The sequence below is a fragment of the Siminovitchia thermophila genome (assembly GCF_016909185.1).
In the GTDB taxonomy this organism is placed as follows: Bacteria; Bacillota; Bacilli; order Bacillales; family Bacillaceae_C; genus Siminovitchia; species Siminovitchia thermophila.
In genome coordinates this window covers 1-12,727 of the sequence record NZ_JAFBFH010000016.1, presented here as the reverse complement: position 1 = coordinate 12,727, position 12,727 = coordinate 1, and the positions used below count along the sequence as shown (strand labels likewise).

The 12,727-nt window shown below is 42.2% G+C and carries 16 protein-coding genes; 4 read left to right on the top strand and 12 right to left on the bottom strand.

The window, feature by feature from the left end; translation table 11 throughout:
* Positions 1-31 precede the first annotated feature (31 nt).
* From JOC94_RS12135 to JOC94_RS12100, 8 genes are all read right to left on the bottom strand, one after another.
* A complete protein-coding gene (locus JOC94_RS12135; RefSeq protein WP_328799802.1) occupies positions 32-2,200 on the bottom strand; it encodes a penicillin-binding protein in 2,169 nt (722 codons plus the stop codon).
* 38 nt (positions 2,201-2,238) lie between these two features.
* Positions 2,239-2,601: a cell division protein FtsL gene (ftsL, locus tag JOC94_RS12130; protein ID WP_205179420.1), complete on the bottom strand. Its 363-nt coding sequence runs from the start codon at positions 2,599-2,601 to the stop codon at positions 2,239-2,241.
* A 29-nt stretch (positions 2,602-2,630) separates the two neighbouring features.
* The gene (gene rsmH, locus JOC94_RS12125) at positions 2,631-3,563 is read right to left on the bottom strand and encodes a 16S rRNA (cytosine(1402)-N(4))-methyltransferase RsmH (protein ID WP_077111839.1); all 933 of its coding nucleotides are present in this window, start codon (positions 3,561-3,563) and stop codon (positions 2,631-2,633) included.
* A 40-nt stretch (positions 3,564-3,603) separates the two neighbouring features.
* Positions 3,604-4,035 (bottom strand): division/cell wall cluster transcriptional repressor MraZ, encoded by a 432-nt coding sequence (gene mraZ / locus JOC94_RS12120; protein ID WP_077111819.1) that lies wholly within the window; start codon positions 4,033-4,035, stop codon positions 3,604-3,606.
* A gap of 140 nt (positions 4,036-4,175) precedes the next feature.
* Positions 4,176-5,804, bottom strand: coding sequence for a bacillithiol biosynthesis cysteine-adding enzyme BshC (gene bshC, locus JOC94_RS12115; protein ID WP_077111820.1), 1,629 nt, complete (start codon positions 5,802-5,804; stop codon positions 4,176-4,178).
* 82 nt (positions 5,805-5,886) lie between these two features.
* Positions 5,887-6,279: a DUF3397 domain-containing protein gene (locus tag JOC94_RS12110; RefSeq protein ID WP_077111821.1), complete on the bottom strand. Its 393-nt coding sequence runs from the start codon at positions 6,277-6,279 to the stop codon at positions 5,887-5,889.
* A 9-nt stretch (positions 6,280-6,288) separates the two neighbouring features.
* Positions 6,289-7,179 (bottom strand): 2-dehydropantoate 2-reductase, encoded by an 891-nt coding sequence (locus JOC94_RS12105; RefSeq protein WP_077111822.1) that lies wholly within the window; start codon positions 7,177-7,179, stop codon positions 6,289-6,291.
* A 174-nt stretch (positions 7,180-7,353) separates the two neighbouring features.
* Positions 7,354-7,566 (bottom strand): acetyl-CoA carboxylase biotin carboxyl carrier protein subunit, encoded by a 213-nt coding sequence (locus tag JOC94_RS12100; RefSeq protein ID WP_077111840.1) that lies wholly within the window; start codon positions 7,564-7,566, stop codon positions 7,354-7,356.
* A 161-nt stretch (positions 7,567-7,727) separates the two neighbouring features.
* Between JOC94_RS12100 and JOC94_RS12095 the strand changes: the two genes are divergently transcribed.
* Positions 7,728-8,210, top strand: coding sequence for an N-acetyltransferase (locus JOC94_RS12095; RefSeq protein ID WP_077111823.1), 483 nt, complete (start codon positions 7,728-7,730; stop codon positions 8,208-8,210).
* A gap of 162 nt (positions 8,211-8,372) precedes the next feature.
* The gene (locus JOC94_RS12090) at positions 8,373-8,789 is read left to right on the top strand and encodes a DUF4064 domain-containing protein (RefSeq protein WP_077111824.1); all 417 of its coding nucleotides are present in this window, start codon (positions 8,373-8,375) and stop codon (positions 8,787-8,789) included.
* Between the two features lie 144 nt (positions 8,790-8,933).
* Here JOC94_RS12090 and JOC94_RS12085 read toward each other — a convergent pair whose 3' ends face one another.
* Both JOC94_RS12085 and JOC94_RS12080 read right to left on the bottom strand, forming a co-directional pair.
* A complete protein-coding gene (locus JOC94_RS12085; RefSeq protein WP_077111825.1) occupies positions 8,934-9,482 on the bottom strand; it encodes an RsfA family transcriptional regulator in 549 nt (182 codons plus the stop codon).
* A 75-nt stretch (positions 9,483-9,557) separates the two neighbouring features.
* Entirely contained in the window at positions 9,558-10,313 is a 756-nt protein-coding gene (locus JOC94_RS12080; RefSeq protein ID WP_077111826.1) for an enoyl-CoA hydratase/isomerase family protein, read from the bottom strand.
* Between the two features lie 133 nt (positions 10,314-10,446).
* On the opposite strand from JOC94_RS12080, the gene JOC94_RS12075 reads away from it, so the two are divergent.
* A complete protein-coding gene (locus JOC94_RS12075) occupies positions 10,447-10,710 on the top strand; it encodes a metal-sensitive transcriptional regulator (protein ID WP_077111827.1) in 264 nt (87 codons plus the stop codon).
* 549 nt (positions 10,711-11,259) lie between these two features.
* On the opposite strand, the gene rpmF is transcribed toward JOC94_RS12075, so the two are convergent.
* Both rpmF and JOC94_RS12065 read right to left on the bottom strand, forming a co-directional pair.
* Positions 11,260-11,433 carry a 50S ribosomal protein L32 gene (gene rpmF, locus JOC94_RS12070; RefSeq protein ID WP_077111828.1) on the bottom strand — a complete coding sequence of 58 codons (174 nt, stop codon included), beginning with the start codon at positions 11,431-11,433 and terminating at the stop codon, positions 11,260-11,262.
* A 32-nt stretch (positions 11,434-11,465) separates the two neighbouring features.
* Positions 11,466-12,014, bottom strand: a complete 549-nt coding sequence (locus JOC94_RS12065) for a YceD family protein (RefSeq protein ID WP_077111829.1) — start codon at positions 12,012-12,014, stop codon at positions 11,466-11,468.
* Between the two features lie 218 nt (positions 12,015-12,232).
* On the opposite strand from JOC94_RS12065, the gene JOC94_RS12060 reads away from it, so the two are divergent.
* Complete coding sequence (locus JOC94_RS12060; protein WP_205179415.1) at positions 12,233-12,466, top strand: spore coat protein; 234 nt, start codon at positions 12,233-12,235, stop codon at positions 12,464-12,466.
* Positions 12,467-12,727: the final 261 nt, after the last annotated feature.

Below are 12,727 nucleotides of genomic sequence, written 5' to 3'. Positions count from 1 at the left end.
CAGGCATAGTTGCTTGCGGGGGTTCAGCTGATCAGTTTAACGGACGTTCATCTTGATCGGCGGTTTCATTCGCTTTCTTCTTTTCAATCATTTGAAGCTGTGTTTCAAAATTGACGACAAGGCTGTCCCCTTCCCTCACTTTTGTTCCTGGCTTCAAGTTTTGTTTTACGGCAAATCCGGTTCCAACTATATTTATTTTTAATTTGCCCACTTGCGCCACTTTCAGCACATCGCGTTTCGACCAGTTCCTCATATCTGGAATTAAGAGGTCGCCATCTGTCCTTAAAACAACTTTTTCGCCTTCCAACACTTTTTCACCTTGACTTGGCGAATGACTTACAACTGTATCCCCATTGCCCAGCACGATGGGTTGCAAGCCGCTTTCCTTCATGGAATTGACTGCTTCTTCCGCTTTCATCTTCGTTAAATCCGGAACTTTGGACAGTTTTGTCTTTCTTTTTTGTTCCGGCTGGATATTCAAGTATTTCAAGCTGTTTTGCATGACTGGTTTAAAGATTTTTGATACCGGGAGCGCACCATTTTCCGTTTCTTTCAGCTTCGGTTTTTCCACCATCACGTACATGATAAGCTTCGGGTCTTCCTTGGGGGCGATTCCGATAAAGGAAAATATATAGTTTTCCCTTCCTTGCAAATAGCCGCCTGTTGGTGAAGGTATTTGTGATGTCCCGGTTTTTCCGGCTACTGAATAACCTTCCAGCTGATAAAATTGATGCCCGGTCCCTTTTTTTTCGGTAATTACTGTTTCCAGGTAATCCCGGACCTTTTTGGCACTTTCGGCACTGATTGGCTGTCCACTTGATTCGGGATTTGTTTTCTTTTCTTCCCCGCTTTGAGGATCAACGATTTTTTCAACCACGTAAGGTTTCATCATTTTTCCGTCATTTGCAATGGCTGACATGGCCTGGACCATTTGCAGCGATGTTACAGTTGTCCCTTGGCCAAATACGCTCGTTACCTTTTCGACCGGATAGTTGTATAAAATTTTTCCGGTAGCTTCATTCGGAAGTTCAATCCCTGTCTTTACGCCAAACTTGAACTTCTCCATGTATTGTTTCCACGTATCTGTCCCCATTTTTTCCAGCAGGTTTGCAAAAGCAACATTCGAAGAGCGTTGAACACCTTCTAAATAGGGAATAGTTCCCCAGCCTCTTCCATAGTTATGATCTTTAATGGGCGGCTGTTTTTTGTCAACATAATACACGCCCGACTTAAATTGTTCATTGGGATTAAAAACACCTTCTTCAACCGCGGCTGCCAAAGAAAAAACCTTCATGGTCGATCCGGGTTCAAAGGACGCTTCAACAACCTCATTATGCCACGTTTTATCGATTCCTTCTCTTGTTGTCGGATGGAAGGTGGGACGCTGGCCCATCCCTAATATAGCTCCTGTTTTCGGATCGGCGACAATCGCCATCATCCGGCTTGGGGAGTGTTCCTTTTCTACTTGATTCATGGCGTCTTCTAAAAACGTTTGAATCTTTTTATCAATTGTTAAATATAAATCGTTGCCATCTTTCGGCTCCACGACTTGTTTTTCGGAATTTGGCAATATGTAATCCCACACATCCCCAGAATATTTCAGTGAACCATCCGTTCCCTTCAGCAATTTATCATAGCTTTTTTCAATCCCGGTACTTCCGGTAATGTCCTCCCCCTTTTCATCCTCCTCTCCCTTTTGGGCATAACCGATCAGGTGAGAAGCAAAAATGCCGTTGGGATAAAACCTTTTCGTATCTTTTATAAAGGTGATACCGGGTAATTTTAACGCTTCGATCTTCTTTTTAATATGATGCGGCAAGTCACGTCCCGCCTGTCCAAACTCAACTTGGTAGCGGTTTTTTTTTGTAAGCAGCTTATATATTTCTTCTTCGCTCAGGGAAATATGCTTTGCCAATTCACGCGCTGTGCCTTCGGGATCGGTCACATGGTTCGGGCGTTTTGGATTTGTGGTTGCTTTTTTATTCAAAATAGCCACAAGCGTATAAGAGGCGGAATCTTCGGCAATGACTTCTCCTTGCCTGTCGTAAATCGTTCCCCGGCTTGCTTTCAGCACTTCTGTGCGCATATATTTTTGGGCCGCTTTTGCCGCCAGAGCTTTTCCCTCGACCTCGCCCGTGTATTGTATCGTGAAGATCCTAACCGCTAAGACAAAAAAAAGCAGCCCGAATAATGAAAACAACAGCGCTGCTCCTATGTTCCTATTTTTTTTTTGAACATTCATCGTTTTTCAACAACCTTGACATTATTTTCATTCAAGTCAAATCCGCGCTCCTTCGCTTTCTCCCAAATACGGTCGTATTTACTTAAATCATCCACTTGCATGGATAAATCAGCATTTATTTTTGCTTGTTCCTGGACCGAAGTGCGGACATCCTGAATATCTTTGTTCACTTCATAAATAGTAGACTGCACACTGACAATTTTAACAGCCATAAAGGCAACAAACAACACAAAAATGATAAATAGAATTTTTTCCCCGGGGCTGATGCGGGCAAGGCGTTGAACCTTTTGAACGGGAACTTCTTTTGGCCCCAAAGACTTGTGAATTGTTTCATGTTGCTTTCGGGCAAGATTGCTCACAGATTTTCCCCCATTCTTTTCATGTATATTTATCGTTTTTCTGCGATTCTTAATTTAGCAGATCTGGATCGGTTATTTACGGCAAGTTCCTCTTCTGTCGGAACAATCGGCTTCCTCGTTATCAACTTCATTTCCGGCTTCAGCTCGTCCGGAATAACGGGCAGGCCGGGAGGAAGATCTGGTACGGAACTGGCTTCCTTGAGCAGTTGTTTACAAATTCTGTCTTCCAGGGAATGGAAAGTGATCACACAAATCCTTCCGCCTGGATTTAGCAACTGAATAGCCTGTTTCAGCGAACTTTCGAAGGCCTTTAACTCATCGTTTACCGCGATGCGAATCGCCTGAAAGATCCGCTTGGCCGGGTGGCCGCCTTTTCTTCTTGCCGGTGCCGGAATACTTTGTTTAATGATCTCTACAAGTTCGCCTGTTGTTTCTATCGGCCTTTTTTCCCTTGTCTTTTCAATGTTCCTCGCCACTTGTTTGGAAAACTTTTCTTCCCCGTAACGGAAAAAAATCCTCACCAGCTCTTCATAAGTCCAGTTATTGACTACTTCATAAGCTGTTAAGTCGCCTTCCAAATCCATTCTCATGTCAAGAGGAGCGTCATGATGATAACTAAAGCCGCGCTCTGGTGTGTCCAATTGTGGTGATGATACACCTAAATCATACAAAACACCGTCGACACGATTTATCCCAAGATGTTGGAGTTCCTCTTGGAGATATTTAAAATTGCTTTTAATGGCCGTAAATTGTTCCGCATAACCTTTCAGCTTTTCTCGCGCATACCGCAGAGCAGTTTCATCTTGGTCAAACGCAAACAATTTTCCGCCATTCGTAAGTTTGGATAAAATATATGAACTATGCCCGGCTCCGCCAAGTGTACAATCCACATATATACCATCAGGACGAATATTCAGGCCGTCCACAGACTCCTTCAATAATACAGTTTCATGATTAAACAAAGCTTTCACCATCCAATTCACTTTGAGGCCTTGGAGCATGTTATATGTTAAAGTCAATCATGTTTTCAGCGATTTCCGCAAATGATTCTTCTGAAGTTGAAAAATAGTCTTCCCATATATCCTTGCTCCAAATCTCAAAACGGTTGGACACACCCAAAATGACACATTCCTTTTCCAACTTTGCATAGTCGAGAAGGGAAGAAGGCAAATTGACCCTTCCTTGTTTATCAAGTTCACACTCTACTGCTCCAGAGAAAAAAAACCTCGTAAAAGCCCGGGCATCTTTTTTCGTTAAGGGGAGAGCTTTTAATTTTTCTTCAATGGACTTCCACTCGGAAAATGGGTAGCCAAACAAACATCGGTCAAGTCCCCTTGTAATGACAAAAGATTCTCCAAGATGTTCCCGGTATTTGGCAGGAACGATCAAACGGCCTTTTGTATCAATGTTGTGGCGATATTCCCCCATGAACATGACCCGTGCCCCCACTTTCTATAATTAATGTACCACAATCCCCCACCTTCCTCCACCATTTTTTCAAAAAAATTTATCGCAAATTCATCCGATTGTTCGATAAAAAAACCGAATCCGCAGCGGATTCGGTTTTTTATCGACTATATTCTTACAACTTTATGCTTCCCGTCAAATTCGTATGGTTTGTTTGCAAGAGAATGAATGAAATGACGGCCGTATTCGTTTAGGAAGTAAAAAATATTCCAAGCTCTTTCCTGCGGATGTCCTGCCGGGCGGAGCATTAATTCCACATTTAGATACTTGTTTAATATCGCTTCATGCCGTTTTATGACACTTTCTTCTACTTTCCTCTGTAGAAAATCAAGCTGTTGAAGGTGGAACGCCAGATTTGTATCAGCAAGGCGTGTATGTCCACGGTCAACTTCATATATATGGGTCCGGATTTTTTGATAGTGCTCCTGGAGGCTCTCCTTTGTTTGCTGCACAAGGACAGCCAACTGTTTATCTTGAATATGCTTTAAAAATTGTTCCCTTTCTTCCTTGCAGCCGTGCTGAAGCACCTTTTCCAATGATAATTCAAGGTCTTCCAAGTCTTTTTCAACGGCACGGTTCAGCAATGTAACATGTAATCGGGGAACAATCGGCGGCATTTCCATACCGACTGTTTCAAAAGCTGTTTGCAACTCGCCCCAATAGGCGATTTCACCAGGACCGGCTATAAAGGCCAAAGTGGGAAACAACCATTCCTGCATCAGCGGCCGCGTTACAACATTATTGCTAAAGCTTTCAGGGTGATCGTGAAGATGTTGCCGCAATTGCTCCTCCGTCATCACAATACTTCCACCCTTGCTGATAAATACTTGATCAGCCGGGTCATATAAAAGCAATTCCCGCCCGACATCTGTATTCATGAACAGATTGGCCGCGTTTTCGTCCATATCAATCGCCTTCTCAAAGCCTTTTTGTTCCATGATCGTCTGACGAGATAAAACAGCTTCGGTAATGGCTTGGTTTCGCTCAATCAACTTTGAAAAATAAGGCTTTTCAAGTTCACGAAGTGAAGGGTCTGCAGAATCAATGACGAGCAGTCCATAATCTTTAAACAACGAAAGAATGATATATGTGAAGAAATCAACTACTGTATCAGAATGATGAACGGCTTCATCTAAAAAAGGGAGAATTTCATTTGTGTGGGGTTTTTCACCCATCATGGAAAATACTTGGCGGATCCAACTTTTCATGACCCCTTTATCAAATTCGATGTGGGAAGCCATTTTCTTGCTTGTCATTTGTTGGGGATACGTTATTTTTTTCAACGTTTGCTTTTCTCTTACATAGAGATGGTTGATCTCTTGATAATCATGATCCTCCCCGGCTGCCCAAAATACGGGTACAACGGGAATTCCCAGTTCTTTTTCTTGTTGTTCAGCAAGTTTTATAATGGAAATAATTTTATGGATCGTGTATAAAGGACCTGTCAACAAGCCGGCTTGCTGGCCCCCGATCACGACTACCGACCGTTGGTCACGGAGCTTTTCCAGTGCCAGCCCCGTTGCATCCGACTTTGGAAACCGGCTCATATATTTTTCAATACAGGCAGCCAAACTGGCCCTGTCAAAATGACGCTCGAGCACATCCCGATACCGTTGCCTGAATATGCCATTCTTCGTTATGTCATAATGAAAAAATTCTTGGATGTTCTCTCTATTTTCTATATATAAAGAGGCAAACCGATTCGTTGCAGGAACAACGGTACTTTGCAATTCCATATAAGGTACTCCCCTTCTCCTACTGTTTCAGTCACAAAGAGTATAGCAAACAAAATCGTTAAAAGACATTTTCCTGCTTGATTTATACAGTCAACGCTTCCTTTGCGCGAGATATAACGCCAAAAAGAATTAAACTGACATAAAGGAGTGAGAATACCAGAAAATTAAATCTCCAAAAGCCGATAAACACTTTTCGATAATGAATTTCTTCTTTCGTCTTCCAATGATAAAAAGTAAACATAATGGCAAGCACGAGCATGACTAGTATAATCAACGCGAGAAAGGAGCGGTCCCAAATCGTCAAAATGATCAAATGAACGGATATAATCAAAACAAATGTAGTGGCATTAATCGCACTGTTCAACGCCAACCGGTGATTTTTCGTTATTTGTTTTATAATCGTAAAAAGCAGTATGTAAAAAAGAAACGGGATTGTAATAAAAAGTCCTGCCGCAGATGAAAAAATTGCTGTCAATTTCTCTCCTCAACTCCTTTCCTGTTCAATCCCTTTTACCATGAGATAAACCGTCTGTAACGTCTTAGGATTCAGGCCTTTTTGGGAGGCTGAACGAAGTGCGTATCCCAATATAGCCTCAATTTCGGTCTTTCTTCCCCCTTGAATATCCTTTAGCATGGATGAAGTATTGTCTTTCGTATTTTGACATATATTAACAACTTTTTGAAATGTTTTTTCCTTATCATCATCCGGGAATATTTCATAAATCTCTTCAAACAACAGCCTGAAGAGTTGAAAATAATAAGGGTTTTCCACAAGGGCACCGTTTTTTTCCTGAAAAATAACTGTCAATGGATTGATCAGTGCATTAGCCATTAATTTTTCTACCAACATTCCTTCATAATCATGATGAAACTGAAACGGAAAATTTGGGTGCTTGCAGCCGAATAATGTTTGAAAGCTGCTGCTGTCGCCACGGTATAATCCGATGTTGATTTTACCTATTCCATTATGGGCAACCGTTCTGCTATCTTCCCGTTTGGCGCCATGCTCCACCGTAGCCAGGAAAATCGTTTTGTTCGGAAGACTCGGCAGCCATTCAAGATGACCCATGCCATTTTGCAAAAAGCAAAGCGGAATATCGCTGGCGATTTCACGGACAATCGGAACAAGATCGTCCAAATGATATTGCTTCACCGCCACAAAAATAAAATCCTGGCGATTCAAGTCGCCAAATTCTTTGCGGGCCTTTACCTTCGTGAAGAAATCCTCCTTATGAGTGACCAATCGAATACCTTTTTCAGCCAATTCTCCGGCTTGCTCTTCCGTACGGGTGTAAACCGTTATGTCAACACATTTTCCTAGATAAGCCGCCAGTAACAAACCAATGGAGCCTCCTCCAATAATGCCCACTTTCATATTTCATTCACCCGCTCCCAGTATTCCTCAGTTTCTATTTTAGCAAAAATACCATAACTCCCCTTCCTGCAAAGGAAGAAAGAGCATCACGAGACGGAACATCAGGCGGAAGAAAAGCGATGCCGAACATTCCATAATACAGCATTGTGCAACAAGCCACCTTGGAAACTTGTATCATTCCAATACAATTAAAACATCCTCTTCATTGACAAAATCCCCTTCCGCCACTTTTAATGTAGCGACATTTCCGGCACTCGGACTATCCACCGGGATTTCCATCTTCATTGACTCTAACACAACAACCGTTTGGCCCTTCAAGACATCCTGGCCCTCTTTTACCATTATTTTAAAAACTGTTCCAGCCATGGCCGCTTTGATTTCCTCCACATCCAACTCCTCCATTACCGTTAATTGTACGATGCTCTTTGGCCTCCCCCAAAAGGTGTAACCGTTTCCTACCATTATATCTGAATTTTTTTGGGGTTTGTTATATAATGAAACTAAAATAGATAATTTCTAACAAATAGGATTTATAAGGGGATGAAAATATGCCGACGGAAGTACAAAAGTTAAAAATTAATTATAAGACGATGGAAGATTTCAAACATTTTAAGGAATATGGTGCCCAAGAACTGTCCATGCTTGAAGACTTACAAACAAACTTTGTGGAAGATGAAATCGACTCTCCTTTTTATGGAATTTATTATGGCGATAAACTGGTGGCAAGGATGAGCCTTTACAAGCGAGATGCCAAGTATGACCAATATTTTGACCCGCCACAGGATTATTTAGAATTATGGAAATTGGAAGTGCTCCCAGATTATCAGGAAAAAGGGTTGGGAACAAAACTGGTAAACTACGCTAAGAGTTTTAAAATGCCCATAAAAACAAATCCCCGAATGAATTCTCGGCCTTTTTTTGAGAAAATGGGTTTTGAGCCGGTTACATACAGTGTTGAAAGGGATTTAGGGGAAAACCCTCTCGTTTGGTACCCAGAGGGAGTTTCGGAGCAAAAAAGAGGAATTGAATAACGCCTAAAAGGCTGGTGAACACCGGCCATAACGCCATTTCAGCAGTTTCGGCGGCCTGATGCGGCCTCGAAAAACCTTTTTTGTTTTAAAAAAATCGAAACTATTTTCCTTCCTCTCCGTACTATATACAGACACCGTTACACTTAAAGAGGAGGAATCTTGATGAAAAGAACAGGTGAAGTTGTACTGGGAGTCATTGGCATCATATTAAATGCTTTACTTTCCTTAATAGGAGGCTTTTTTGCATGGGCGGCTACTTCAGATACCACAACTGAACAAATGGCCAACGACCCAACGTTTAGTGCTAATCCCGATGATGCAGATGCAATACTCGGGCTCATGAGCACATTTGGCTGGGCCGTGGTTGCGGCGGCCATCCTTGGATTTATTTTTGGTATCATTGCCGTCGTCAACATCTCTAAAAATAAAAGCCCAAAACTGGCCGGATGGATGTTTATTGTTGGTGCAGTTTTGACCGGAGTTGTTTCAGTAGGATTTGGCTTTTTACCCGCTCTTCTCTATTTAATTGCCGGTATCATGTCATTTGTCCGGAAAGAACCAGCAGAAGCTAGCTTTTAGAGAAACGGAAGGGGCTGTCTAAAAAGTCCAACTTAGCGTAAAGACACTAAAACTTAAAACCCAAGAATGTTGATTTTACAGCATTCTTGGGTTTTATTTTTGGATTTTCAAGCTCCAATATTACTTTTCGGACAGCTTCTTTTTTTATGTTTGTGCTTCGGCTTTTTGTCTCGTTTTTTTCTCCCGGTCAATTGCCGCTACTTCCCTCGCCTTTTCCAGAATTCCCAAAAGTGATGCATAATCGTTTTTGATGGTTTGCAATTGATGTTTCGTTTCTGCCAATTCCTGTTTTAGTCTTTCATTTTCCCTTTTTAACGCTTCTTGTATCTCTGACTCAGATTGGATGTTGGACTGTGCTTCTTCCATATCCATTAGAAACTGAATAATGTCTTTTGTAGAAAAGGTTTTTGCTTTTTCTTTTGGCTCATCCTGTATATCTGGCTCTTTCCCTTTTCTCCCCTGTTTCGGATACGCTTTTCTTGCTTTTTTCGCTTCGGATATTTCATTTTTATATTTTTTTCTGACATAGGAGTTCCACCGGAATCCACATGCTGCTGCTGTTCTCGACAGTTTCGCCCCCACTTCTTCAAAAGCTTTTAATTGGGTGCTTCCTGCCCGGATATGTTCCAATACAATCTCCGCAAGCAGTCTATCTTCTTCCATCGTCCATGCATCTTGGCGTCCTGTCGCCATATTCATCACTCCCGGCTTTTTAACACATACATATGCATGTAATAGAAGAGATAGAATAGCGGAATGGTATATTTATTAATTTAGAAATTCGGAAACTGCATCATGATGGGCATCAAGCGCCCAAAGTTCTGCACATCGCTTTATTTCATTTTCCATGCGTTCTTTTAAATGGACAGCATGAAATTTCTCAATCATTGCCTTTTTATAAGCTTCTATTACTCCTGTATCTTTTTGCAAGATGATTTCCATAAAATCGAATGCTGTTTGGTCCTTTAGTGAATCATATACTTTCTGCAAAAAACCGATAGCTTCCATTTCTTCCGCAGTATGTAATTTTGCTTCAGACAATAATGCAAAAGCGGTGGAAGGGGCCAAACGCTCATACAACAAGCTTGCCCCTCCCCATCCAGTTGTAATGGCAAGATTCGCTTGAATAAAACCTAGTTTTGCCCCGCTGCGTGCGATTCTAAAGTCGCAGGCCGCCGCTATCTCACATCCGCCGCCCACTGCCGTGCCATTTAGGGAAGCAAGCGTCGGTTTTGGAAGCGTGGCAAGCCGGTATAACAACTTTCCCATTCGCGACAACATGGAAATGGCTTCCTCTTCGGTTTTCAGATCATGAAATTCGGCAATGTCCCCTCCGGCACAAAAAGCGCGACAGCCTTCCCCGGTAATAACTACAGCTTTAACAGAACGGTCAATCTCGGCGCGATCAAGCAACTCCTGAAACCCATCCATGACTTGATAATTTACGGCATTTCGCTTTTCGGGTCTTGTAATCTTCCCAAAAAGAATGCCTTCTTCTGATTTATATTGTATAAAATCCCCCATCGTTTTCCTCCATTAGTGCTTTTCATCTATTATAATGAAAAGAGGACAAAACTGTAAGCTTGGCCTATCGCCTTTCCAATAGGATATAATGTAGAATTAACTTTACATCGTACTTTTGAAAGGAGCATATACCATGCATTATGATGACCTGTTAAAAAATAGAGTAAAGAGAATAGAAGGACAATTACGCGGAATCTTACGAATGATGGAAGAAGGTAAAGACTGCAAAGATGTGATTACACAGATGTCGGCAGCGAGAACAGCCATTGACCGTTCGATCGGCGTAATCGTCAGCCAAAACCTTGTGGAATGCGTAAAGCAAGCAGAAGCGGAAGGAACACAGAAGACAGAAGAGCTCGTTCAAGAGGCGGTTAATTTGCTTGTCCGAAGTAAGTAAGCAATACAATACTTTTTATAGGCAAATTAGTGAAGCGGCCTAACGAACAGTCTAGTGCCAAGCTTTTGGACGCCGTGGCCTTGTTCATATAAACTTCCATTGGAAGGTCAGCAAGTGCCTTGGTTGTTCGGAAAAAATATAGAGCCACTCAACCGCCGTTTAAGCTATTTACGAAACGAGTTTGATGACCTGATTTCTGAACGCTATCGTTGTTTAGGCAACATCAACTTGGGATCTCCCCTGAAGCAAGCGGAAAAAACATCGCCTTAAGCGGCCAAGATGCTGAACATGAGCACTTTCGGAGCTCCTCCCTTAATCGCCCGGGCAACACTAGCCGCTCTCCATAAGCGTCATATCGAGTTCACCGATGTTCGGGCGGCACATTTGATATAATGCTTTGAACATCCGTCAAACCGAAGTTGACTTATAGGGTTTTTTACAAACCGAATGTTTTTGAAAAAAATGATTTACCCCATTATCACTCAGCTTTCCAAAAAAAGAAAAAACGTGAAGAGGCTTTCCTCATCACGTTTTTTCATGCAGCAAAAATTAATCGTTTACTACCGATTTACCTTTATAAGTTCCGCATTCTTTACAAACGCGGTGGGCAAGCTTTAATTCACCGCAATTTGGGCATTCAACCATTCCTGGTACACGCAACTTAAAATGAGTCCGGCGTTGTCTTTTTGCAGTTTTAGAAGTTCTTCTTTTAGGTACAGCCATTCTTCCCACCTCCTTACAGTGCAGTCATCGTATTATTTTTGAGTATCTTTGTTTTTTTCAAGCAATTTGGCAAGCCCTGCCAGCCGAGGGTCCACCTTTTCCTTCTCTTGTTCCCTGGCTTTAGCCAGCTGCTCCTCGGTAAGAACTTCCCATCCTTTTCCCGCAGGCAATTCCGTATTTGTTTGCGCCTCTTCAGAAAAAACCTGCATCGGTACTTCCAGCAGAAGCAGTTCATAAATTACGGGCATTAAGTCTACGACGCCGCCTTCGACTACATGAGCCATCTCCGCTTCATCATTGTAAAGCGCGGGATTTAACAAAAAAGTTTCCGCCGAAGAAATACGAAAAGGATAGCGGGCGTCTGCCAATGTTCTCGAACAAGGCAAGATAAATGTACCGGTAATGACCAGATGAAAAGTAACCTTGCGAGCGTCAATATCTGCTGTTCCTTTTACATGAACCGGTGATATATCCCTAATGTCGGGATTTTCCTTTTGCAGGACCTTATTCACGTTGATTGTCTCATCAAGCTCCATTACATCATGTTGATATTTATGTAATTCAGCTACCGTCCACTTCATTATCATCACCTCTGGGCAACAAAAGTTATTATATCTTTCACGACTCCTTTTGTCAATATAATCCTCTTTACACCTTTCCCCACCTTCTCTTATTTTACCCTTACCCATTATGAAAGAAACTGAACATAAAAATCTCGGTACATAAAAAGGACAATCGCCTTCACAGCTTGGTTATTTATACATACACTAATTCGAAATGATCACCTGGAGGTGAAACAATGGACAATAAAGAACGGCAATTTTACGGGCCCTCTCCTATTATGGGCGGATATCCTGGTTATGGCGGCTTCCCGGGACCTGGCGGATTTGGCGGTTATGGTGGACCGGCAGGCATGGGCGGCTTTCAAGGATACCCTGGGTATACCGGATATGGACCAATGGGACAATATCCTTCTTATGGCGGCTTCCCGGGCTACGGCGGCTTCCCGGGCTATCGGAATGAATCGAAATAATTTCGAGGGGATATTCCCCTCCTTATTTATCCCGCATGTAAGGTGCCATAACACTCCCAATTCAAAATCTCGAGTGAATACAAAAGGTCTAAGTGGGAGTAAACGGCACCTAAATGCCCGATTGGTTCAACTAACATTCAGTAGGAGATGGAAGAAAACGCCTACTTATAAATGTCAACGATGATATGTACACTTTTGACTGTTTTAATATGTACAATTTTGATAAAAGACAATGGCTACAGGAACCCTAACTATATACAG

Bases quoted from the DNA above. Each gene is read 5' to 3' on its own strand.
- mraZ (WP_077111819.1), bottom strand. From the start codon at position 4,035: ATGTTCATGGGGGAATATCGCCACAACATTGATACAAAAGGCCGTTTG.
- bshC (WP_077111820.1), bottom strand. From the start codon at position 5,804: ATGGAATTGCAAAGTACCGTTGTTCCTGCAACGAATCGGTTTGCCTCT.
- JOC94_RS12105 (WP_077111822.1), bottom strand. From the start codon at position 7,179: ATGAAAGTGGGCATTATTGGAGGAGGCTCCATTGGTTTGTTACTGGCG.
- JOC94_RS12095 (WP_077111823.1), top strand. From the start codon at position 7,728: ATGCCGACGGAAGTACAAAAGTTAAAAATTAATTATAAGACGATGGAA.
- JOC94_RS12090 (WP_077111824.1), top strand. From the start codon at position 8,373: ATGAAAAGAACAGGTGAAGTTGTACTGGGAGTCATTGGCATCATATTA.
- JOC94_RS12085 (WP_077111825.1), bottom strand. From the start codon at position 9,482: ATGGCGACAGGACGCCAAGATGCATGGACGATGGAAGAAGATAGACTG.
- JOC94_RS12080 (WP_077111826.1), bottom strand. From the start codon at position 10,313: ATGGGGGATTTTATACAATATAAATCAGAAGAAGGCATTCTTTTTGGG.
- JOC94_RS12075 (WP_077111827.1), top strand. From the start codon at position 10,447: ATGCATTATGATGACCTGTTAAAAAATAGAGTAAAGAGAATAGAAGGA.
- rpmF (WP_077111828.1), bottom strand. From the start codon at position 11,433: ATGGCTGTACCTAAAAGAAGAACTTCTAAAACTGCAAAAAGACAACGC.
- JOC94_RS12065 (WP_077111829.1), bottom strand. From the start codon at position 12,014: ATGAAGTGGACGGTAGCTGAATTACATAAATATCAACATGATGTAATG.
- JOC94_RS12060 (WP_205179415.1), top strand. From the start codon at position 12,233: ATGGACAATAAAGAACGGCAATTTTACGGGCCCTCTCCTATTATGGGC.